Below are 19,299 nucleotides of genomic sequence, written 5' to 3'. Positions count from 1 at the left end.
GCTTATTCCGCGAGGGTGTCGCGGTCTCCAAAGTCTATGACATCGGCGGTCTGATATCCCTGCCGTTCCAATTGCAGCCGCAATTCATCCAGCAGGCCATCGGCATAGGTCTGGGCCTTGTCCGCTTGGCGCGGGCTGAGACTGAATTCCTGTTCCAGCCAATCCGGCATATTGGTGATGGTTCGCCGAACCGTGCCCAGAAGCTTTTCCATGATGTCCTGAACATCGCCGCGCTTGACCAGATCCCCGCGCTGCAACGCTGCTTTGTCGCGCAGGATCACGGCCTCTGACCATTCACGCACCTCTTTTGCCGAGAGCGTGTTATCAGCTGCGGCCTCATCATCCTCACCGACAAACAGCATGGCCTTTTGCGCTGCACTGCTGGCCTTCGCCTTTACAGCCGCTTGGTCCTTACCCTCACGCCATTTGCGCCAAGCGTAGCAATGAGAAAACCGCAGCTCGTAGGAGCGACCATTTCCGCCGGGGTTCTCGACCGGCATCCCGGCATCAATCCACTTGTTGACCGTTACCGTGCTGGTGTTCATGGCCTTGGCCATCAGCTGGATGTTGTAAACCTCATCGTCAATCCCGTCTGGCAACGGGTAGCGTGAAAGATCAATCACCTCCCCGCTGTCCAACGTGATCAATTCCGTCATCGGTCTATCTTTCTCACTTGCTCAGACAACGATCAGCCAAGGGCCGATCTGCACCCAGAAGCCGCCGAGTGTTTTGCTGACACCCACTCCGAAGGCCAAAGGCTCAGGGGATTTGAGTAGCTTCATCGCTTTCTCTCCGGTCTGGATTTGAAATGCTGCCGCCGAAAGAAAGAGATCAATCGGTCGCGGGATCGCCGTGCCCGCAGATACTCGACCATCCAAATGCCTTTGCGCGCGTGGATGCGTCGGGCATCTGAATAGGTCAGAGCCATGTTGGGCCGGATCATCATGCCAACGTCCTCCGCTCAAACATCAACAAGAACCACAACCCAAAGCATTGAAAAACAACAGACACTTGAATGGATCGGGGTGCGAATTACCCGCGTGCAGCCAATCCCCAGGAAGGACCCAAGGGCCTATCGACGGGTGGCCATCGCTTTTTTGAAGGCGCGCCTGAAGTACATCGGGAACCGGCTCTCAAACACCTGCTCAGCACCATCATGGAAGCCAAGCCGCTCCGAATAGCTTGGCAGGCTGTCCAGAAAGTGGGCGATCTTCACAACCTTTTCCCGCTTCCCCCTACCCGTGCGCTTGTAAATACCGGGCGTCAGCTTCGAACTCTTTTGCGGCACGAAATACGCGGCGCGCGATCGGTTGCGGGCCGCGCTGTCTTTGGTGGCGTTGGCCTTGTACCCGGTTTCGCTCCAACCCTTGATGGCCGAGACCGCTTGATTGCGCTGGCCCGGTGCCCAGTTGCCGAAGCGGTTGCGCTTGGCACCAGCCGCCGGGGCGATTGCGGCCAAGATCCCGTCATAGGCCAGCGAGGATGAAAGCATCCGCTCCAGACCAGTCTTTGGCCTGCGCCCGCCGCGTTCCTGCACCTTCAGATAGTGCTTACTGCCTACCGATGGCCGCTCTTGCACCTTGGCGACCAGGTTGGATTTCTTGGCCCGCCACACATGGAACGCATTCTTTGTGAACCGCGTCGGCTCATCAAAAACCACCTCCATCCGGTGCTGGATATGCTCCAGCACTTCCTGTGCCGTGTCATTCAAGGCCCACGCCGTTGCCATCGGCAGTTGCTTGCGCTGGATGTCATCAGCACCCTTGATGAAATCACTGGTGTCCATGTGCAAACTCAGATCAAGCCCGGACATCGACACCCCCAAAAGCAAAAGCGCCCGCCGGTTTCCCGTGGGCGCATTTCGTGATGATGTACTATTCATGCCTCGCAGATGAGGTAAGGGTCAAGTCCCTTTTTTCATAGCGACTGAATACGCCCAGTATACACTGGGCCAGCCATTGCATCCAGCAAGCCAGCCAAGGCCTGCCGGACAGCCTTGGTCGTTTCCCCATAAACCGACCAGCCGTGAGATTCGAGAACATCGCGTAACGACTTGCCTTCAATACAGACCATATCGACAAGGCGCTGATTGGTGATCGTCATTCGTGACCCGCGCTTACTCGGGCGCACCCTGCGCACCTCTATCGCGCTGCCGGTGCCGATCCGCCGCCGCATCAGCGAGATCTCTTCACGATCACGAAGCACTGCATCAATGAACTCACCTCCCTGTCCACCGCCACCCGAGCACACGGCCTCAAGAGACGAACACCGCAACCCAGCGCAAGCATGGCGTTCAACCAGATCGCGATAGTGGCGACCCATTGCAACCTGTCCAGGCGTGAACGGCGGCGACTTTTTCTTCCGCGCCGCCGCCGCTGCCATCACGTCGAACACGTCGGCATTGCGAATTGCCGATCGGCCACGATATCCAACATGCTGCGCTTTATATTCGCCGGAACCAACAGACCTCAACCGCATCGGCTCAAATACCCGAAAAGCCCCCCGCGCTGGCGCTTCAGGTATTTCATCACCACAGGCCAACGGTACTGCACCGCGCGCCTTGATCGCGGCAATTCGATCTGCCTCAGCCTGTAGCCGCGCGACACCATCGGGCGCGACGATCACCACATGTTCGGTCATGCTGCACCCCCGCTCTCGACGATCGCAACAATGCGCCGGCACTTCTCTGATGCCTGCGCGCGCGCAGCTCTCAGTCGCTGATCTTCCTCAGATACGACACCGCCGCGTTGCTCTGCCTCAATCATCCGAGTGATGCGCCGCTTGGCCTCAATTGACCGCTCGCGGATCTGGCGCACATCGTATTCACGCGGCCACACCCGATGGCTCCGCAAATGTGCCAACAGTTCCGGCGCGAAATCCTCCGCCATCGCAGCCTTGCCGAGGGCACCGCCGAACACCGCGCGGAACAATGGCGATGCGTCATCGGCGGGCGCTTGGATCTGCGCCGCCCAGCCCAGCACCTTGGCAGCAATCGGAAACCGATCCTTGCTCTTGCCGCTGGGCATCGATCGTACCTGTTCGGCCAGCGCCTGAAGGTTCAGATCCGTCATATAGGCCAGCTTGCCGCAGAGTTCGTCCTGCATCACCTTGAACTGCGCCACGGTCATTCCCGATGGCTTCACCAACCCCAACCGGGTCAGCGGATCAATCAGGTGTTCCCGCACCCGCTTTTCGCCCGTTTGCTGCTCTCTAGCGTCCATGTCTGCTCTGCCTTTCTTCTAAGCAATTCCAAGTTATCCACAGGCGTCCCGCCAGAGTTCTGCGCTAGTAAGGTGTTCTGTATTATGCCGTTTTGTGCCGCTCCAACCGATCAGACAATTTCAAGTTTTCCACAGGCGATGTCGGTTCAGAGTGTCGCGGTTGGCTAGTTCTATTTTCTTTCTCATTGTCTTTATCATTATCGATGCAGACACTAAGTGACTGTCCGCGACTGTCCGTTAGTGTCTCACGGACACTAAGTGACAGTCAGTTTTGAGCGATTTTAGGGAAGCGGCCTCTGCGGTCCTCTTCAATGCAAGCCTGAATAGCGGTGTGCAAATCGTCGACAATGCGCCGAGCGCGACCGTGAAGCTTCATACGTTCCCGAATAGCGGCATCAATCCACTTCACCTTACGCATATCACCCGCGATTACCGGAGACAGTGCCGCCACATCTTCTGTCAAACGCTGCAGACGCCTTTTTTGTGACGCGGCCTCTACCCGCGCAACGTGATTTGCTCGCGATGCAAAGGCAGCGGTCACGATGCGCGTCACCACCGGGTGCATCAATCTGATCTCATCATCAACGCGACACCGAACCCACCCATGCAGCGGCCCATGTTCCAGCTTGCACAACTCTGCAAAATGGTCGCGATCCACCGCTGGCTCTATCATCCGGGCAAGCCGCCGCAGATCACATGGAAGCGTCCCAACCGGCGTCTCGGAATGCGCCAGGTTGAGCAACTCGAACCACATGGATTTGCATTCGTGTGTCCCATTCCAACGCATGTCGGAACTGAGCCAGCGGCGAAATTCCCACTGTACAAAACCGTGAGAGTCGAGTCGGCAATCCGCGTCGATGGGATACTCAGGCAATCCACTAACATCTTCTGGCGACGAAACTGCATGCAATGTCATGCTGCCACCTCGACGTGCCTACCAGATGGAATAAGATAAAAAACTAGCCCGGCGCGCGCCCTGCATCTGGTGGTGAGAATGGCTTCCGATCCGTGGTTCCTCTTTGTCGAAGCTTGGCTGCTTTTATGGAAACCTCTAGCGCTTCCAATAAAACAGGGTGAGAAAGCCGTTGCTCTCGACCACACTTTATACGCCCCCACCCGTGTAACGGGCCAAAGTCGCGCGAACACAATTCCAACCAATACTTCAAATCTAGCCGCATAATCCAAGCGAGATGTTCTTGGTCGCAATCCAGCGTCCCGGGGGGACGCTCTCCCATTGCCAGCAAGCAAAGTTGAAAGGCAGCCCCTTTTACTTCTAAATCTGCCCTCATACCGAATTTTGACTGCAAAAACTTCCGATGGAAGAATGGCACCCAAGAGATATAACCCCACCGCAAATTCAGCGGATAAGGATACTCGCCTAAGTCTTGGAGCATTTTCAGAAAGCCCTACGGTGGAAACACACAACTGAGATTGCATAGGTTTACTACACAAGCGCAAGGGGACAATTGGTTGCTGAACGTTGACCCGTATGGCACCGCTAAGATCAAAGAACCTCGTCCAGAGAAATCGGCACGTGTGCGCTTCAGTCATAACTTCCCCCTTTCCTCCACACGTGAACGTCGATTATCCACCTGTCCCTCGATAAAGATCTTTGTTCGTTTTTTGGGTACATGCGGCTCTCGCCCAGAATGATGCATGAACGCACGCCCAGCCTCGGCGACCGCTGAAAACTTACCCGCCATATACCGTGCTTGCACTGCATCGGGGTCAAATCCCGCCATCACGCATGTGAAGCGGAAATCACGACCACCAAACCGGAACCACTCGCACGCAGTATCACGTGCATCGCAGGCGACCGGTGCATCCCCCTCATAGAGCGTATCCGATACAGCCAGGGCCAAGATCGCCCGCCAGAGATCCCGCTCAGCCATCAGGCACCCCCATTCAGCAGATACACAGGCCGCATCGCGCCCAGTCCGGTGCAGACAGCGCGCCAGACCTCTGCCGACTGACGCCAACCCTCGATCGGGGGCACCACGACAACCTCAGCAACGCGAGAAACCGGGCCAACCTCAGCGCTGGCCGTGCCAGCCTCAAACGCCGATAGCGCAGGCGACAAGGGCAGCAGCCCTGCCCCACTCAACAACCCCGCCCATTCCGCCGCGTAGTCAACCGCCAACACGGGACCGCCGGGAAAACCCGAATAAGGCGTGGCGAGGCAGGCAATCCGCCCCCGTTCGCGCGCAGCAACGTCATCAAGCGTCACGCCTGCGCGTAGCAAATCTGTGATACCCCAATACCAGCGCAACCAGACCCAATCGGGCCGGTCAGGAAACGCCAAAGCGCAGGACTGAAGGTCAAGCATGGCACCCCCCTTGGAAAAAGGGGCGCGCAGTGCAAGCTGCACCAACGCGCCCAGGTTCCATCAGGGAGGATACGGGGGCCACATGCAGGCGCGCCTGCCCCCAATCGGCGACGAAGCGAGGGTGGCGGCCCTCTATGCCCACTGTGTTTCTGCAACCGGCTGGATCACACAAAATAGAAATGGGAGATGAACCCGCGCAAAGAGTTGACAGCACACGCATTCCCGCACCAGTTGTTCGGTACATAGATACGAAGGATTCATCATGCGTAAATTTGCGTTTTTTGTCGTGCCTTTTGCCGCAGCTTGCTCTGTCTCGCTGCCAGTAAATGGTCAATTCGATGGCGAGCCAGCACAAGGCACAGCGACCGCGTCGCTTTCCGGCGGAACCTTTCAGGTCCTCAACACCAGAGGGCTGAGTTGCGCTGGCACCTATGATGCGGGAACAACCGCTATTACAATTCGCGCACCGGTATCCTGCACCGATGGCCGAACCGGCAATGCGATCATCACCCGTAAGACAGATCTGATCTCCGGCACGGCGATTGTTAGACTGAACGATGGCACGACCGGAGAATTCGTGTTTGGTGATCTGCAATACGGCGAGGAATTTTAGAGCGCCCAGACGTGAAACGCAGAACCAGCGGATCGCATAGGGCGCAATACCACAAACACCCGATGCGATCCATTCCGCCACGCGCCGCTTGAAAAAACCGCCTTGACTGACATCTGAACAGACGCGGCTCATGGGGTGCCCAATCATCTAATCCCCCCTTGCATTCCAGGCTTGGCCGCAGCAGCTAACACGCGATCTTTTGAATTTTCATTCGAACAAAAGGCTATTTTATGGATATCGACATAGACACCGCGAAGCAGGCAATCGACATCGCTCGCAGCGGCTCCACGGCACTTTCTTCGGCTGTAGGCGCCCTTGACCGCCTCAAGACGTTGTTTAAGTCGTCTGAGCCGCTGCCAATGGATGATGTCAGAGCGACCATAACCGCGCTGAACGAACAGATAATGGATGCGCGCGAGGCGAATATAAGACTTCGTGAGACGGTAGGAGATCTCCGCGACGAGATGATCGAGATGAAACGCCGTCAGGAGAAATTTAGCGGATACGAACTGTGGCAGACACCGGAAGGACAAACGGTCTATAGATCCCCAGCAGGCGTAGAGCCCCTGCACTACCTTTGCCCCAATTGCCATGACGATGGGGTTAAAACGATCCTGCAGGGCGATGCGTATTCCAAGAAGTGCCGCGCATCTCCGGGTCATGGGTACTTTCATTTTACCGCTAGCCCAAAGCCCGAGAGAGACAGGAATAAATGGCTGCGTTGAACGTGATGGGATCACAGTGTCCCATTGGTTCTTGTGAGGTTCCGTCATTTCGTGGCCTCTTTTTCAGCATCAGCAAGAGCATCGAGAATAGCCACGACTGTTCCATGCGAAGGCCCGGCGATCTTCCCGCCCTCTAATCGGCAGACATAGTTGGAAGAGGGTAGGCCTGCACGACGGCACAGCTCCGCCTGTGAGAGACCAAGTTCCTCACGTCGAGTTTTGATGTCTTGAATGCAGTTTGTCATTTTTGACGCCACTTATACATACAGGTATATAAATATACTTGAACGTACAACTGTCAACGCCTAATCCGTCTTGCGCCCTATACCGATACGTACTACCGTTTTCGTTGATTGGGAGAGCTAAGCCGAGCACATGGACAACGCCGCAAGAAACAGACTGAAAGCAGCCCTTGCGCATAGCGATTGGACCGCTGACGCGTTAAGCAACAAGCTTTTTGGAACAGCGACTTATGTTTCTCGCGTTACGACCGGTCGTATTCAGGATCCGTCACCGACACGCTTGCAAGCTATCTGCGATGCCCTCGAGGTCGACATTACCTTCATTTTGACCGGCCGATCTAGCTCTCCAGACCGTGAAGAGCTGATCAACAGTCTTGCGAATGCACCTGAGAGCGTGATCTCTGATGTTGCTGAGTTTGTTCGGCAACACGGCCTTGTGAAGAAGTAAAAACCTTCAATCTTTTCAGATAGAACTGACGTATGGCCCGCCACTCACTGTCGGACGAATGGACTATTGCGCTAGCGATGTCCTGAAAACTCGTCATGCGTGCGGCCTCACTGTCAAAATTGATATTGATTTATACATTTTGGTATACTACCTAGGGGATAGTTATGGTCAAGGAATTTGAGATGAACCCTCATGTAAAATTAGCCTTTGACACATTGTCGCGCTTCTCAGATTTCGGATGCGCAATCGGAATTTTGTTCAACAATGGTCATCCAAAATACTCCCACTTCACCTATCCTCCCACATTCTTGGAAGCATACCATGAGAAGGACATGGCTCTAAGGGATGCCACCTTGAGGTACGGTTTGACGTGCAATGGCCGTATCGGCTGGTCCGAGCTGGAGAGGCAAGGATGGGACGCAGCATCGTTTGAGCTGGCGCGATCATTCGGAATTGAAGACGGTGTTTGCTTCGCCCTCGAAATCGAAGGGCACAAGACAATTGCAAGCATATCTCATCGCAAAGGTTGCCCGCCGTCGGATGCCACTCTCGATAGATGCATGGACGCGTTGAGCCTAGCAACTTTGAGTTCGCTTGAAGAACGCAGGACGCTAAAGCTATCGCAAGGAACTTTGGATTATCTGTCGGCGATTTCACAGGGTGGAAAATTGAACGATGTCGCCGAAGTTCTGGGACTAACCTACTCAGGCGCTCGCGCAAGGCGGGTGAACGCGCTTGACGAGATTGGTGCCAAGACAGACGCCCAGGCGGTTGTAATAGCTATCCGTGAAGGTGCATTCAGCCCTTACCGAACGGTATAGAGAAAGTCGAAAGCTTAAATCTTAAACTGCTCTTGGATTCTAAATTCAGGAGTAGAAAAATGATTTCAATCGTCGGACCAAACCCCTCCGAGGTAACCCATCAAAACATTCTGGACTTTATGGCAATCAGGAAGGAGGAATTTGTAGATCGACTAGGATGGGATCTCGTCCATACGTCGCAAGTCGAATGGGATGAATACGACCTCCCGAATGCTCAATTTATAGTAGCATATGAAGATGGAAAATGTATCGGTGGAGCCCGACTTATGCGCACCGACAGCATAACACCTCGGCGCCAGGGGCAAGATCTGTCCTACATGCTGGCCGACTTCCTATCGGGCGCTCTGCCAGTTGACTTTGATCCCGCAGCAATGAAGGCCGAGTTACACCCGAGCGCTGATTTATGGGAAATGACCCGCTTCGTAGGAAGTCCCCATATCACTAGGGTAATACTTGCCCGTGCAAACGAATACTTGTCTGAAGTTGGGGCCCAGTCAGTCCTGACACTGTCCCCCCGCCTAATGCCTTTGGCACTCAGGCGACTGGGATACAAAGTCAGCGTGTTAAGCAAACCCGTCACGTTCGATGGCTTAGAATATGTCGCACTGAGAACCGATATTCGCAGCGACATGCGCAGAACTGGCTAGGGGAGCTTCTCACATCCATCACATTTGTACCTGTATGTATATTTATGACTTGATTTATACCATTACGTATATTTATGTACATACAGGTACAGATTTTGAATGGAGTACAGCGTGGACGATGTATTTGAGACAAACCCCGCACCTGCTAACGCCACATGCGATATTGAGCAGGACCTACTGACCGATGCGCTCGACACTACGGGCAACCCAATAGCGCACTGTAACAATTCAAATAAATTCATTTGGTCGTGGTCAGTCCTGAAATCCGCCCGAGGCCAGCGCGTCAATTTCGATAAGCTTGATGAACCCGCGCACCGGATTGAACCACCCAGCAGGATCGCGGACCGCATCCGACGCCACATCGCCGCGACAGGCCTTCCCGCCCGTCCGCCGGCATTGATCGCCCAAGGCGCGATCGCATGACCCGCCAGTCCTTTGCCGAGATGCCACCCGCCCAGCAGGCGGGGATCCTCTGCAATGATCCGCGCTTTCAGGAATTCGCCGCACAGCGCAGCGGCTTTCCCGGCAAATCGCTGATGTCCAGCGCCGCCGCTGAATACGTCCGCCTAATCTGCGGCGTGAACAGCCGTGGCCTGCTCAATAGCAACAGGGCCGCTGCCGATCGCTTCGCCGCCCTGCGCACCGAATTCAACGCCTGGACAGGCAAAATCGCGACCCCGCGCTAAGAAAGGACCCACGTGTGATGACACTGACCACGCCCCCCGCCCTAATGAAGGCTGAACCCCACGACCCCTACAAAATGCGGTCATTGGAACAGGTGCTTTCCCTATTTGATGGTGGCGACTTCCTGATCCAGCTCATGAAGGATCACCGTCAGCTGCAGCTCGACATGCTGGAACACAAGGAAGAGCACGGCACCAAAGGGTGTCAGGGCAGCATGACCATCACAGTCAGCTACGCGGTGGGCAAATCCGGCGACGTGAATATGGGCGCAACCGCAGCCTTCAAAGGCCCCAAGAAGCCCGCATCAAATGCAGCAGCGTTCCTCAACGATCAGGGCGAGCTCACACTTTACAGCCCCATGATGAAGCAGATGCACGAACCAGTCCGCGACGTCACCGATTACGACCCCGAAACCGGCGAAATCCGCGATCCGGACTAAGCCACCCCGCACATCAAAAACCGCAGAAAAGAGGACAGCCCAAATGGCATATGACGATCCCGACGTAATGACGAACCCAGCCGAGACCATGCGTCAGGTGATGGAAGAATTCGGCCACCATAAAGACATTGATCTGCATGAGACACTGGATCTGACCCGAGCCGATCTGGTGACGGTGCCAAAGCATCGCGACATCAAAGACCTGACACCGCAAATCCGCAGCGCCGCCGAATACTTGAAACCGGCACGCCGCAAGGGCACCGCCCGCCTGGAAGATCTGAACAGCATCATCAGCTGGGCCAACCGCTTCAAAGGTGAAACCTCAGCCCTGTTTGCTGAACCCGATATGGCCGCACCCAAGCTGACCTGCATCGCCGATTATCACGCCGCAGGCCCAGCCGATCAGACAACCGTCACCGGTGACCCGACCGCCCGCCACTGCCATCACAAGGCCACCTACAGCTTTCCGCTGTCAGATGAGTGGAAGGCATGGATGGGCGTATCTGGCGATCCACTTGAAAAAGACGACATGGGCGAGTTCATCGAGATCAACGCGAAGGATGTCATGGACCCGACACCCGCCATCCTGAAGGGCGAAGAACTCAACGATAACCAGGGCTGGGAAAATCGGCTTATTCGCACCGCAAACCAGATTGAAGGCAAGTTTGGCCAGCTCCACAGCCTTCTACAGATGTCCAAGCAGTTTCAGGTGTTTGAAACCAGCGATCTGAGCGTGTCGACAAATCGCGACACCGGCGAGGCCGAGATCAGCTTTGTAAACGAGCACAAGGATGCCGCAGGAAAACCGCTCAACATCCCCAATTTGATCATCATCGCAATCCCCGTGTTCCGTGGCGGCGCAGCATACCGCATGGCTGTTCGTTTCCGGTATCGCAAGAAGGGCGGAAAAATCTGCTTTATCCTCTCGCTCTACAACCCTGAGAAATCCTTTGAAGCAGCCTTCAAAGAAGCCGTTGAGCAGGCCGAAAAGGACACGCAACTACCGCTATTTTATGGCGCGCCTGAGACCCCCTAAGCCGGGCAGAGCACTCGCAGCGTAGGCGCTGCGACAGAGGCGCGGCCTCCCACTCACGGACCTACCGCCGCGCCTCATCCTAAACCACCGATTTGGCCACCTTGTTACCTCAGGAGATCCCTATGGAATTTGCATTGTTCGCCCTGATGACATTCGTCGGCGCCTTCAAAATCGCCGCTGAAATCCGCGCCTGCGAGTACGAGCGCACAATCCTTGGCCCTCTACTTTTCTTCGCCGGGCTGACCGGGATCATCATCACCGCCATCGACGCAGCACTTTGATCCGCGCGAACACGCCTCAACCTAGAACCGCACCCCTTTGATGGAAGCCGACAAGGGTAAATCTATGCAAATAACTCAGGAGGCTGAAAGCAGGAACGAACCGCTTTGGTGGCTCACGAAAGACGGTGATCGATCCTGCCTGAAAATGTATGAGCGACACTATTCAGCATATCAGTACCAAGATGGGCGCAAACGAAAGCTGTTCTGCGGTCCAGGCGAGAAAATTGTGCTCCGCACCAAGAGCGCCGATGCAATGTTTGTTTGGCGAAAGTTCATCGATGCCAGCGGGCAAACGGGTGTGAATTGTGCCGTGTTCCGAAACGAAAGCGCGCACCTCGCGTCAGAGCTTATCCGACAGGCTGACGCTATCGCTAATTTCTGCTGGCCTGGTGAGAGGCATTACACATACGTCAATCAGAAGCACGTCCGTCCCGGCCGACCAGGTTACTGTTTCGAGTGTGCAGGTTGGCAGCGGTGTGGACGCACCAAGGGTGGATTGCTTGTACTGGAGATGGCTCCTGCGCACAGGCCTACCGCTTGACTGAGACCCATTCCACCTAACCCCAACCCCGGAGGCACCATGAACACGTACCACGTCGCGATAGACGAAGCCGCAGACCGGCGCTTGCATGCCATTGCCACGCAGCTCGGCCGCACCGTCGAAAGCTTGATCGAGAGCGCCGCAGAGGAAGCCGCACTCGCCCACTTCCGGCACCGAGACGATGACCCGGCGCGCCGCTCCACCTAACCCCAATTGCAGGACCGACGTGACCAAGCCAGAAACCGTGAAAGTGGGATATGCCCGCGTCTCGACAATAGAGCAGAACCTCGACATGCAAATCACAGCCCTCAAACAATACGGCGTCCATGACGCCATGATCTTCACCGACAAAATGAGCGGCGCGAAGAAAAACCGCCCAGGGCTGCAAGCGGCTATCTCAACAGCGGCGGAGACTGGTGGCGAGTTCGTTGTTTGGAAGTTGGATAGACTGGGCCGTACACTGCTGGGCATCATCGGCGCAATGCAGGTGTTTGAGGCAAACAACGTCCTGTTGGTCAGCCTGACAGAGCGCTTCGACCTCGCCAGCCCGATGGGCAAAGGCATGTTTCACATCATGGCCGCTCTGGCGCAGATGGAGCGTGACCTGATCAGAGAGCGCACAATCGCGGGAGTCAAAGCGGCCCGTGAGCGCGGCGCGCTTCACGGCAGACCCCAGACGATGACACCAGAACGGATGGAAAAGGCCGCAGAACTCGCTCTAGCAGGCGTATCGGCAACCAAGATCATCCCTGTCATGAAGGCAATGCCAGGACCCAGCATCGCCAAATCTCGCGTCTATCAATGGGTCAGGGACTTCAAGGCCCAAAATGAATTGCCAGCCTCAAAGAATACTCAGACCCTTATCGGGAGCCAGAAATGACACAGCAACTGATCGCCGTAGATGCCAATGCGCTGGCAAGCCTCCAGGATGAGCTGACAGAAATAAAGCGCCTCCTGTTGGCATCAAAAATCAACCCGCCAGCAAAATGGATTACCGTCGCGGAATACGCGCAAAAGGTGGGAAAATCCGAAGCGACCGTCAGACGATGGATCAGGGATGGCCAGCTTGAACGAAAGCAGAAGTTGGTCAAGAACCCAGATGCCTAATCCAGGCGCTTGGCCAGCTCTTCAGCGCTTTCATTGTAGTACACGCGCAGCTGCCTCAGATCCGTGTGCCCCACCATCCGGGCCAACGCCAGTACGTCAAGCTTTCGTGAGAGCGCAGTGATCGCCGCATGACGGGAATCGTGGAACGTCAAACCGGTGACATCCGCCCTATCCCGCAACTTCCTAAACAGAACATCCAGCTGGCGAGACGAAAGACCAAACACCGGATTGAGATCCGGCAAGGCTCTTAGCAGCTCAACCGCCTTGGTCGACAACGGAACCTCTCGCGGCCTGCCATTCTTGGTATGCGTTAGCAGAGCCACCCGGCGATCTAGATCAACCCGATCCCACTCCAAGCCAGCAATTTCACCCGCGCGCATTGCGCTCTCCAGAGCAAACCTGAATGCATGGAACGCCCGCGCTGTTGCTTTGGTCAGATCTTCACCTGCACTCAACTGCATCGCTTCGATTTCGTCGGCAGTCGGCAACCGATCACGGGGCTGCGGTTTCGTAGGCTTACGCACGTCACTGATTGGATTTACCGCGATCAGCTCCCACTCCCTCCGCGCAACGGTCAGAACTGATGATATGAGCTGCATCTCGCGGATCACACTCGCGGGTGCAACTTCCTTTAGGCGCTGATCCCGCCACTTTGCGAAATCCTTGGCAGATAAATCCTCCAGCCTGATCTTGGCGATCTCATCTCGCCCGATCTTTTCCAGCCGTATCACCTCCCAGCGATGCCCCCGCTTTGAAGGCGAGACCTCGCGAGCATAGCGCTCAAACAGCTCGCCCAGCGTTAGCTTCGCCGCAACCTTGTCGTGGTTCAATATTTCGAACTCAGCCCGAGCGGCCCAGTCTTTGGCCTCTTGCTTTGTCGGAAATACCTTTGACTTTCGGACACCATTGCGGGCAACCTCGGCCCGATATCCCGATTTTAGCTTACGAATAGACGCCATGAATTACGCACCGTGCGGAAAATATGCGTAAACGGATACACATTCCTGCACATCATGGGTAGCCACTCAGGCAAGCAAAATCCGTAACCACCTAGATTTGTATGAATAAATATTCAAACATGTTCAGTTCTGTTTGAATGATGGTGCGGACGGCGGGACTCGAACCCGCACGGCCATACGGCCAGGAGATTTTAAGTCTCCGGTGTCTACCATTCCACCACGTCCGCGCAGCAGGCTAGGCCGCTGCTATCACAGACCTACCTAGGACGCTCCAGCGGTACAATGGGCTATCTGATCTCTTTGGCGAATTTTTCCGGGCGACGCCATGCGGTAACTTACAGCTCCACCTCCGGCGTGGCGGGGTCTGCACCTTCTGGGGCCAGCGGTCCACCTGGCGCCACCAGATGCCGCTCCGGCAGCCAGGGGTTCAACGACAGCGCCTGCTCCAGCGCCACACGTGCCTCGCTCAGGCGGGACAGCCCATATAGCGACAGCGCGCGCCCACTCATGGCGGCCACATGGCGTGGCGACAAGGCCAGCGCCCGATCCAGATCCGTGAGGGCCGCCGCAAAATCCCGTCGCAGATAGTGGACAAAGGCACGCTGGTTGTAGCCCTCGGCATAGTCCGGACAATAGGCGACCAACCGGTCGAAGGCCTCCAACGCTCCCAGAAAATCAAAGGCTGAGCGCCGGGTCATCCCACGATCCAGCAAGGCCTGCGCCTCAGCGTTGGGGGCATCTGCCCAATATTGCCAGAACTGGTTGGAGATCTGCTGCGCCGACATCTCATCCGGGGCCGCCTGCACACGGCCAATCAACTGGTCGACCGCGCCCTGATGATCCGGAGCCGCCGGGCAGCTTGCAATATCGCCGGATGGCGGCGGCGGCCCTGCCCCCTCCGCCTGCGCGAGGGACGCAGCCGTAGCGAAACCAAGACCAAGAAGCGGGGCAATCCAGAACTGTCGCATTCCCCAATCTTGGCGTAAAGCCTTTGCCGGACAAGTCACGATTTCGCGCGCACCCGCCCGGCCTGCCGATCACGGCAGCACAGCGCTGTCCTCAATCACCGCCTGCATCGCCACATAGGTGGAGGTCGACGCCACATGCGGCAACGCCGATATCTTCTCGCCCAGCACCGCCCGATAGGCCGACATGGATCGCGTCCGCACCTTCAGAAGATAGTCAAAATGTGATGCCATCAGATGCGCCTGCTCGATCTCGGGCACCCGCGCAAGGGCCGCGTTGAATTTCGCCAGGGCTGCCTCGCGGGTGTCTGTCAGTTTCACTTCGACGAACGCCACATGATCCAGCCCCAGCCGGATCGGATCGATCAATGCCCGATAACCGGTGATGATCCCCTCAGCCTCCAGCCGCCGCAGCCGCGCCTGTGTCGGTGTCTTCGACAGCCCAATGCGCCGCGCCAGATCCGCGATCGACATGCGCCCGTCCTCGCCCAAGGCGGCCAGAATCGCCTGATCAAACCGATCCATTCCCGGAAAGTCCATTTGCATCGAAAACCCGCCTCTTTTTGGCCCATTGCACTTCATATCCCACATTTTTGGCCGTTTGTCCCAATCGATTCACGATATCATGTGTGAAACGACCAACCTGGGCATCGCCCATGGTTCTTTCGGAGAGTTCCCAACATGACCGCGCCCCAAACCCAGACCACGCCCGCAATGTCTTCTGCGCCGACACCGACGCACAGCGACGCCCTGCGCTATCAGATTGATGCAGGCACCTATGTTGATCAGGCCCAGATGCGGGACCAGCTGTTCGCGCTTGCCAATCTGGACGCGACAGACCGCAGCACCATCAGCGCCAATGCCGCGGCACTGGTGCGCGACATCCGCGGCCACTCCTCCCCCGGTCTGATGGAGGTGTTTCTCGCCGAGTACGGGCTCTCCACCGATGAAGGCGTCGCGCTGATGTGCCTTGCGGAGGCGCTGCTGCGGGTGCCTGACGCGGACACCATTGACGCCCTGATCGAGGATAAGATCGCCCCATCGGAATGGGGCAAGCATCTGGGCAAATCCACCTCCTCACTGGTCAATGCCTCCACCTGGGCACTGATGCTGACCGGCAAGGTGCTGGATGAGAAACGCAGCCCCGTCTCTGCCCTGCGCGGCGCCATCAAACGTCTGGGGGAGCCGGTGATCCGCACCGCTGTCAGCCGCGCGATGAAGGAAATGGGGCGCCAGTTCGTGCTGGGCGAAACCATTGAAGGCGCCATGAAACGCGCTGCCGGGATGGAGGCCAAGGGCTATACCTATTCCTACGACATGCTGGGAGAGGCCGCCCGCACGGAAGCGGACGCTGCGCGCTATCACCTTGCCTATTCACGGGCGATTTCAGCCATCGCGGCAGCCTGCAACAGCGAGGATATTCGCCAGAACCCCGGCATTTCGGTGAAACTTTCGGCCCTGCATCCGCGCTACGAGCTGGCGCAGGAAACCCGCGTCATGGAGGAGCTGGTCCCGCGTCTGCAGGCGCTGGCGCTCCTGGCCAAGGCGGCCGGCATGGGCCTTAATGTTGACGCCGAGGAGGCTGATCGCCTGTCGCTCTCGCTTGAGGTCATTGAGGAGGTGATCTCCGATCCCGCCCTCGCTGGCTGGGACGGCTTCGGTGTGGTGGTTCAGGCCTATGGCCCGCGCACAGGTGCGGCGCTGGATGCGCTTTACGACATGGCGAACCGTTACGATCGCCGCCTGATGGTCCGGCTGGTGAAGGGCGCCTATTGGGACACCGAGGTAAAGCGCGCCCAGGTGGAAGGCGTCGATGGCTTCCCGGTATTCACCCACAAATCCTTGACCGATGTGTCCTATATCGCCAATGCCCGTAAGCTCCTGTCGATGACCGACCGGATCTATCCGCAGTTCGCAACCCATAATGCCCACACCGTCTCCGCCATCCTGCATATGGCGAAGGAGATCGATAATGGCGCCTATGAATTCCAGCGGCTGCATGGCATGGGCGAGACCCTGCACCAGATGGTGCTGGAACAAAACCGCACCCATTGCCGGATCTATGCGCCGGTTGGGGCGCATCGCGATCTTTTGGCCTATCTGGTGCGTCGCCTGCTGGAAAATGGCGCCAACAGCTCCTTTGTGAACCAGATCGTGGACGAAAATGTCCCGCCTGAGGTGGTTGCCGCCGATCCTTTTGCGCAAGTTGAGGATCTGACCGCAAATCTGCGCAAGGGTCCCGACCTGTTCCAGCCGGAGCGCCCCAATTCGATGGGATTTGATCTGGGCCACGCGCCCACCCTTGCGGCCATCGACGCCGCCCGCGCGCCTTGGAAGAGCCACAGCTGGGCTGCAGCGCCGCTGTTGGCCAAGGCGCCCGCGACCCCAACCACCACAGATGAGCCAGTGCGCAACCCTGCTGACCTGACCACCGTGGGCCATGTGCAGACAGCCGGTGAGACCGAGATTGACGCCGCGCTCAGCGCCGCAACCCCTTGGGAGACCAGCGCTGAGACCCGCACCGAGATCCTGAACCGTGCGGCTGACCTCTATGAGGAAAACTACGGTGAACTGTTCGCGCTGCTGACCCGCGAGGCGGGCAAGACCCTGCCCGATTGCGTGGCGGAACTGCGCGAGGCGGTCGACTTCCTGCGCTACTACGCCGCGCGCATCCCGGCGGAACCGCCGGTTGGTGTCTTCACCTGTATCTCGCCCTGGAATTTCCCGCTGGCGATTTTCTCAGGTCAGATTGCGGCTGCTCTGGCGGTGGGTAATGCGGTTCTGGCCAAACCCGCAGAGCAGACGCCGTTGATCGCGCACCGCGCCATCTCGCTGCTGCATGAAGCGGGCGTGCCGCGCAGCGCGCTGCAAATGCTGCCGGGCGGCGGCGCCGTTGGTGGCGCCCTCACCTCCGATGCACGTGTCGGCGGCGTTGCCTTTACCGGCTCTACCGCGACCGCGCTCAAGATCCGCGCCGCCATGGCCGAGCACCTGCGCCCCGGCGCGCCGCTGATTGCGGAGACCGGCGGCCTCAATGCAATGATCGTGGACAGCACCGCCCTGCCAGAACAGGCCGTGCAATCCGTGATCGAAAGCGCCTTTCAATCCGCAGGTCAGCGCTGCTCGGCCCTGCGGTGCCTCTATCTTCAGGACGACATCGCCGACAATGTGCTGAAAATGCTGAAGGGCGCGATGGATGCGCTGCGGCTTGGCGACCCCTGGAACCTGTCCACTGACAGTGGCCCAGTCATCGACGAAGCCGCGCGCGCAGGCATCCTCGCCCATATCGACACCGCCCGCGCCGAGGGGCGGGTGCTGAAGGAGATGACCGCTCCGCAGGGCGGTACCTTCGTGGCCCCGACCCTGATCGAAATCCCCGGCATTCAGGCGCTGGAACAGGAGATCTTTGGCCCGGTTCTGCATGTGGTGCGCTTCAAATCGCAGGATCTGGACCAGATCATCAGTGACATCAACGCCACCGGTTACGGGCTGACCTTTGGCCTGCACACCCGGATTGATGACCGGGTGCAATACATCTGTGACCGGATCCACGCGGGCAACCTCTATGTGAACCGCAACCAGATCGGCGCAATCGTCGGCAGTCAGCCCTTTGGCGGCGAAGGCCTCTCCGGCACTGGACCCAAGGCAGGCGGCCCCTTCTACATGACGCGCTTCTGCGCCCCGGACCGGCAGCAGATGGCGGAAAATTGGCCCGCCGAAACCGCGATCATGAGCACCCTGCCCGCCCCCACCGGCCAGCCCATGCAGGAGGTCACCACCAGCCTGCCCGGCCCCACCGGTGAGTCCAACCGCCTGTCCCAGCTCGCGCGTCCGCCACTCCTTTGCCTCGGGCCGGGACAGCAGGCCGTCGCAGCACAGGCCCGCGCGGTCCATGCCCTTGGCGGCACCGCAATTGAGGCGTCCGGCCCGATCGAGATGTCACAGCTGCCAACCATGGACGGGCTATCCGGCGTAATCTGGTGGGGCGATGCAGCCACCGCGCGCGAGATTGAGATCTGGCTGGCGAAACGCACCGGCCCGATCCTGCCGCTGATCCCCGGCCTGCCGGATATCGCACGGGTGCAGGCCGAGCGGCATGTCTGTGTCGATACCACCGCTGCGGGCGGCAACGCGGCCCTTCTGGGCGGTATGTCCTGACTGCCGCACCAGTCTGGATGACGCCCGCACAGGCGACGCGCGGGTAAGCTCTTGACGCTGGGCCATATTCGGCCCAGCGTTCCCCC

Annotated in this window: 25 protein-coding genes and 1 tRNA gene; 13 read left to right on the top strand and 13 right to left on the bottom strand. The window is 57.8% G+C overall.

Features of this window, described 5'->3' with window-relative positions; genetic code table 11:
• Positions 1–2: 2 nt before the first annotated feature.
• From D1820_RS01750 to D1820_RS01720, 7 genes are all read right to left on the bottom strand, one after another.
• Positions 3–656: a hypothetical protein gene (locus D1820_RS01750; protein ID WP_118067659.1), complete on the bottom strand. Its 654-nt coding sequence runs from the start codon at positions 654–656 to the stop codon at positions 3–5.
• 416 nt (positions 657–1,072) lie between these two features.
• Entirely contained in the window at positions 1,073–1,786 is a 714-nt protein-coding gene (locus D1820_RS01745) for a hypothetical protein (RefSeq protein WP_118069973.1), read from the bottom strand.
• 131 nt (positions 1,787–1,917) lie between these two features.
• Positions 1,918–2,640 carry a hypothetical protein gene (locus tag D1820_RS01740; RefSeq protein WP_118067658.1) on the bottom strand — a complete coding sequence of 241 codons (723 nt, stop codon included), beginning with the start codon at positions 2,638–2,640 and terminating at the stop codon, positions 1,918–1,920.
• On the bottom strand, positions 2,637–3,221 hold the full coding sequence (locus D1820_RS01735) for a hypothetical protein (protein WP_118067657.1): 585 nt from the start codon (positions 3,219–3,221) through the stop codon (positions 2,637–2,639). Before D1820_RS01735 ends, D1820_RS01740 begins: the two co-directional genes overlap by 4 nt.
• 265 nt (positions 3,222–3,486) lie before the next feature.
• On the bottom strand, positions 3,487–4,137 hold the full coding sequence (locus tag D1820_RS01730; protein ID WP_118067656.1) for a hypothetical protein: 651 nt from the start codon (positions 4,135–4,137) through the stop codon (positions 3,487–3,489).
• A 631-nt stretch (positions 4,138–4,768) separates the two neighbouring features.
• On the bottom strand, positions 4,769–5,113 hold the full coding sequence (locus D1820_RS01725) for a hypothetical protein (RefSeq protein WP_118067655.1): 345 nt from the start codon (positions 5,111–5,113) through the stop codon (positions 4,769–4,771).
• Positions 5,113–5,547, bottom strand: coding sequence for a hypothetical protein (locus D1820_RS01720; RefSeq protein WP_162894054.1), 435 nt, complete (start codon positions 5,545–5,547; stop codon positions 5,113–5,115). Before D1820_RS01720 ends, D1820_RS01725 begins: the two co-directional genes overlap by 1 nt.
• Before the next feature lie 262 nt (positions 5,548–5,809).
• Between D1820_RS01720 and D1820_RS01715 the strand changes: the two genes are divergently transcribed.
• A complete protein-coding gene (locus D1820_RS01715) occupies positions 5,810–6,160 on the top strand; it encodes a hypothetical protein (protein ID WP_072503499.1) in 351 nt (116 codons plus the stop codon).
• Positions 6,161–6,303: 143 nt separating this feature from the next.
• On the opposite strand, the gene D1820_RS19035 is transcribed toward D1820_RS01715, so the two are convergent.
• Positions 6,304–6,933 carry a hypothetical protein gene (locus D1820_RS19035; protein ID WP_162894053.1) on the bottom strand — a complete coding sequence of 210 codons (630 nt, stop codon included), beginning with the start codon at positions 6,931–6,933 and terminating at the stop codon, positions 6,304–6,306.
• Entirely contained in the window at positions 6,930–7,130 is a 201-nt protein-coding gene (locus tag D1820_RS19290) for a helix-turn-helix domain-containing protein (protein ID WP_118067652.1), read from the bottom strand. Before D1820_RS19290 ends, D1820_RS19035 begins: the two co-directional genes overlap by 4 nt.
• 130 nt (positions 7,131–7,260) lie before the next feature.
• Here D1820_RS19290 and D1820_RS01700 point away from each other — a divergent pair, with 130 nt between their 5' ends.
• The 11 genes from D1820_RS01700 (at position 7,261) to D1820_RS01660 (ending at position 13,131) form a co-directional block, all read left to right on the top strand.
• Complete coding sequence (locus D1820_RS01700; RefSeq protein ID WP_040182933.1) at positions 7,261–7,575, top strand: helix-turn-helix domain-containing protein; 315 nt, start codon at positions 7,261–7,263, stop codon at positions 7,573–7,575.
• A gap of 164 nt (positions 7,576–7,739) precedes the next feature.
• On the top strand, positions 7,740–8,396 hold the full coding sequence (locus D1820_RS01695) for an autoinducer binding domain-containing protein (protein ID WP_040182932.1): 657 nt from the start codon (positions 7,740–7,742) through the stop codon (positions 8,394–8,396).
• A 59-nt stretch (positions 8,397–8,455) separates the two neighbouring features.
• A complete protein-coding gene (locus D1820_RS01690) occupies positions 8,456–9,043 on the top strand; it encodes an acyl-homoserine-lactone synthase (protein WP_118067651.1) in 588 nt (195 codons plus the stop codon).
• Positions 9,044–9,154: 111 nt separating this feature from the next.
• Positions 9,155–9,466: a hypothetical protein gene (locus D1820_RS19030; protein WP_162894052.1), complete on the top strand. Its 312-nt coding sequence runs from the start codon at positions 9,155–9,157 to the stop codon at positions 9,464–9,466.
• The gene (locus D1820_RS01685) at positions 9,463–9,729 is read left to right on the top strand and encodes a hypothetical protein (protein WP_118067650.1); all 267 of its coding nucleotides are present in this window, start codon (positions 9,463–9,465) and stop codon (positions 9,727–9,729) included. Before D1820_RS19030 ends, D1820_RS01685 begins: the two co-directional genes overlap by 4 nt.
• 17 nt (positions 9,730–9,746) lie before the next feature.
• Positions 9,747–10,166, top strand: a complete 420-nt coding sequence (locus tag D1820_RS01680) for a hypothetical protein (RefSeq protein WP_118067649.1) — start codon at positions 9,747–9,749, stop codon at positions 10,164–10,166.
• A 43-nt stretch (positions 10,167–10,209) separates the two neighbouring features.
• A complete protein-coding gene (locus tag D1820_RS01675) occupies positions 10,210–11,202 on the top strand; it encodes a DUF2303 family protein (RefSeq protein WP_118067648.1) in 993 nt (330 codons plus the stop codon).
• A gap of 122 nt (positions 11,203–11,324) precedes the next feature.
• On the top strand, positions 11,325–11,483 hold the full coding sequence (locus tag D1820_RS19025) for a hypothetical protein (protein WP_162894051.1): 159 nt from the start codon (positions 11,325–11,327) through the stop codon (positions 11,481–11,483).
• A 580-nt stretch (positions 11,484–12,063) separates the two neighbouring features.
• Positions 12,064–12,231 carry a hypothetical protein gene (locus D1820_RS19020; protein ID WP_162894050.1) on the top strand — a complete coding sequence of 56 codons (168 nt, stop codon included), beginning with the start codon at positions 12,064–12,066 and terminating at the stop codon, positions 12,229–12,231.
• A gap of 19 nt (positions 12,232–12,250) precedes the next feature.
• Positions 12,251–12,904, top strand: coding sequence for a recombinase family protein (locus D1820_RS01665; RefSeq protein ID WP_162894049.1), 654 nt, complete (start codon positions 12,251–12,253; stop codon positions 12,902–12,904).
• Positions 12,901–13,131: a DNA-binding protein gene (locus D1820_RS01660; RefSeq protein ID WP_118067645.1), complete on the top strand. Its 231-nt coding sequence runs from the start codon at positions 12,901–12,903 to the stop codon at positions 13,129–13,131. The genes D1820_RS01665 and D1820_RS01660 overlap by 4 nt, the downstream gene beginning before the upstream one ends.
• Here D1820_RS01660 and D1820_RS01655 read toward each other — a convergent pair.
• The 4 genes from D1820_RS01655 to D1820_RS01640 all read right to left on the bottom strand — a co-directional run bounded on the left by D1820_RS01655 (position 13,128) and on the right by D1820_RS01640 (position 15,601).
• Positions 13,128–14,090: a site-specific integrase gene (locus D1820_RS01655; protein ID WP_118067644.1), complete on the bottom strand. Its 963-nt coding sequence runs from the start codon at positions 14,088–14,090 to the stop codon at positions 13,128–13,130. The two genes, D1820_RS01660 and D1820_RS01655, sit on opposite strands and share 4 nt — an antisense overlap.
• Positions 14,091–14,231: 141 nt before the next feature.
• A tRNA-Leu gene (locus D1820_RS01650) sits at positions 14,232–14,317 on the bottom strand.
• Positions 14,318–14,425: 108 nt separating this feature from the next.
• The gene (locus D1820_RS01645; protein ID WP_118067643.1) at positions 14,426–15,058 is read right to left on the bottom strand and encodes a tetratricopeptide repeat protein; all 633 of its coding nucleotides are present in this window, start codon (positions 15,056–15,058) and stop codon (positions 14,426–14,428) included.
• Between the two features lie 69 nt (positions 15,059–15,127).
• A complete protein-coding gene (locus D1820_RS01640; RefSeq protein ID WP_014879695.1) occupies positions 15,128–15,601 on the bottom strand; it encodes an Lrp/AsnC family transcriptional regulator in 474 nt (157 codons plus the stop codon).
• A 168-nt stretch (positions 15,602–15,769) separates the two neighbouring features.
• On the opposite strand from D1820_RS01640, the gene putA reads away from it, so the two are divergent.
• Positions 15,770–19,213 carry a bifunctional proline dehydrogenase/L-glutamate gamma-semialdehyde dehydrogenase PutA gene (putA, locus tag D1820_RS01635; protein ID WP_118069971.1) on the top strand — a complete coding sequence of 1,148 codons (3,444 nt, stop codon included), beginning with the start codon at positions 15,770–15,772 and terminating at the stop codon, positions 19,211–19,213.
• The last annotated feature ends 86 nt before the right edge of the window (positions 19,214–19,299 follow it).

This window comes from Phaeobacter sp. LSS9 (assembly GCF_003443595.1).
Lineage (GTDB): Bacteria > Pseudomonadota > Alphaproteobacteria > Rhodobacterales > Rhodobacteraceae > Phaeobacter > Phaeobacter piscinae.
The sequence above is the reverse complement of the archived record's forward strand: the minus strand, read 5'-3'. Positions and strand labels throughout refer to the sequence as shown.

What these genes read in the sequence shown, in the direction of transcription:
- putA (WP_118069971.1), top strand. Translation starts at nt 15,770, where the DNA reads ATGTCTTCTGCGCCGACACCGACGCACAGCGACGCCCTGCGCTATCAG.
- D1820_RS01740 (WP_118067658.1), bottom strand. Translation starts at nt 2,640, where the DNA reads ATGACCGAACATGTGGTGATCGTCGCGCCCGATGGTGTCGCGCGGCTA.
- D1820_RS01660 (WP_118067645.1), top strand. Translation starts at nt 12,901, where the DNA reads ATGACACAGCAACTGATCGCCGTAGATGCCAATGCGCTGGCAAGCCTC.
- D1820_RS01745 (WP_118069973.1), bottom strand. Translation starts at nt 1,786, where the DNA reads ATGGACACCAGTGATTTCATCAAGGGTGCTGATGACATCCAGCGCAAG.
- D1820_RS19020 (WP_162894050.1), top strand. Translation starts at nt 12,064, where the DNA reads ATGAACACGTACCACGTCGCGATAGACGAAGCCGCAGACCGGCGCTTG.
- D1820_RS01735 (WP_118067657.1), bottom strand. Translation starts at nt 3,221, where the DNA reads ATGGACGCTAGAGAGCAGCAAACGGGCGAAAAGCGGGTGCGGGAACAC.
- D1820_RS01700 (WP_040182933.1), top strand. Translation starts at nt 7,261, where the DNA reads ATGGACAACGCCGCAAGAAACAGACTGAAAGCAGCCCTTGCGCATAGC.
- D1820_RS01725 (WP_118067655.1), bottom strand. Translation starts at nt 5,113, where the DNA reads ATGGCTGAGCGGGATCTCTGGCGGGCGATCTTGGCCCTGGCTGTATCG.
- D1820_RS01680 (WP_118067649.1), top strand. Translation starts at nt 9,747, where the DNA reads ATGACACTGACCACGCCCCCCGCCCTAATGAAGGCTGAACCCCACGAC.
- D1820_RS01640 (WP_014879695.1), bottom strand. Translation starts at nt 15,601, where the DNA reads ATGCAAATGGACTTTCCGGGAATGGATCGGTTTGATCAGGCGATTCTG.
- D1820_RS01695 (WP_040182932.1), top strand. Translation starts at nt 7,740, where the DNA reads ATGGTCAAGGAATTTGAGATGAACCCTCATGTAAAATTAGCCTTTGAC.
- D1820_RS01675 (WP_118067648.1), top strand. Translation starts at nt 10,210, where the DNA reads ATGGCATATGACGATCCCGACGTAATGACGAACCCAGCCGAGACCATG.
- D1820_RS01690 (WP_118067651.1), top strand. Translation starts at nt 8,456, where the DNA reads ATGATTTCAATCGTCGGACCAAACCCCTCCGAGGTAACCCATCAAAAC.
- D1820_RS01720 (WP_162894054.1), bottom strand. Translation starts at nt 5,547, where the DNA reads ATGCTTGACCTTCAGTCCTGCGCTTTGGCGTTTCCTGACCGGCCCGAT.
- D1820_RS01730 (WP_118067656.1), bottom strand. Translation starts at nt 4,137, where the DNA reads ATGACATTGCATGCAGTTTCGTCGCCAGAAGATGTTAGTGGATTGCCT.
- D1820_RS01715 (WP_072503499.1), top strand. Translation starts at nt 5,810, where the DNA reads ATGCGTAAATTTGCGTTTTTTGTCGTGCCTTTTGCCGCAGCTTGCTCT.
- D1820_RS01645 (WP_118067643.1), bottom strand. Translation starts at nt 15,058, where the DNA reads ATGCGACAGTTCTGGATTGCCCCGCTTCTTGGTCTTGGTTTCGCTACG.
- D1820_RS19290 (WP_118067652.1), bottom strand. Translation starts at nt 7,130, where the DNA reads ATGACAAACTGCATTCAAGACATCAAAACTCGACGTGAGGAACTTGGT.
- D1820_RS01750 (WP_118067659.1), bottom strand. Translation starts at nt 656, where the DNA reads ATGACGGAATTGATCACGTTGGACAGCGGGGAGGTGATTGATCTTTCA.
- D1820_RS01655 (WP_118067644.1), bottom strand. Translation starts at nt 14,090, where the DNA reads ATGGCGTCTATTCGTAAGCTAAAATCGGGATATCGGGCCGAGGTTGCC.
- D1820_RS19035 (WP_162894053.1), bottom strand. Translation starts at nt 6,933, where the DNA reads ATGACGGAACCTCACAAGAACCAATGGGACACTGTGATCCCATCACGT.
- D1820_RS19025 (WP_162894051.1), top strand. Translation starts at nt 11,325, where the DNA reads ATGGAATTTGCATTGTTCGCCCTGATGACATTCGTCGGCGCCTTCAAA.
- D1820_RS01685 (WP_118067650.1), top strand. Translation starts at nt 9,463, where the DNA reads ATGACCCGCCAGTCCTTTGCCGAGATGCCACCCGCCCAGCAGGCGGGG.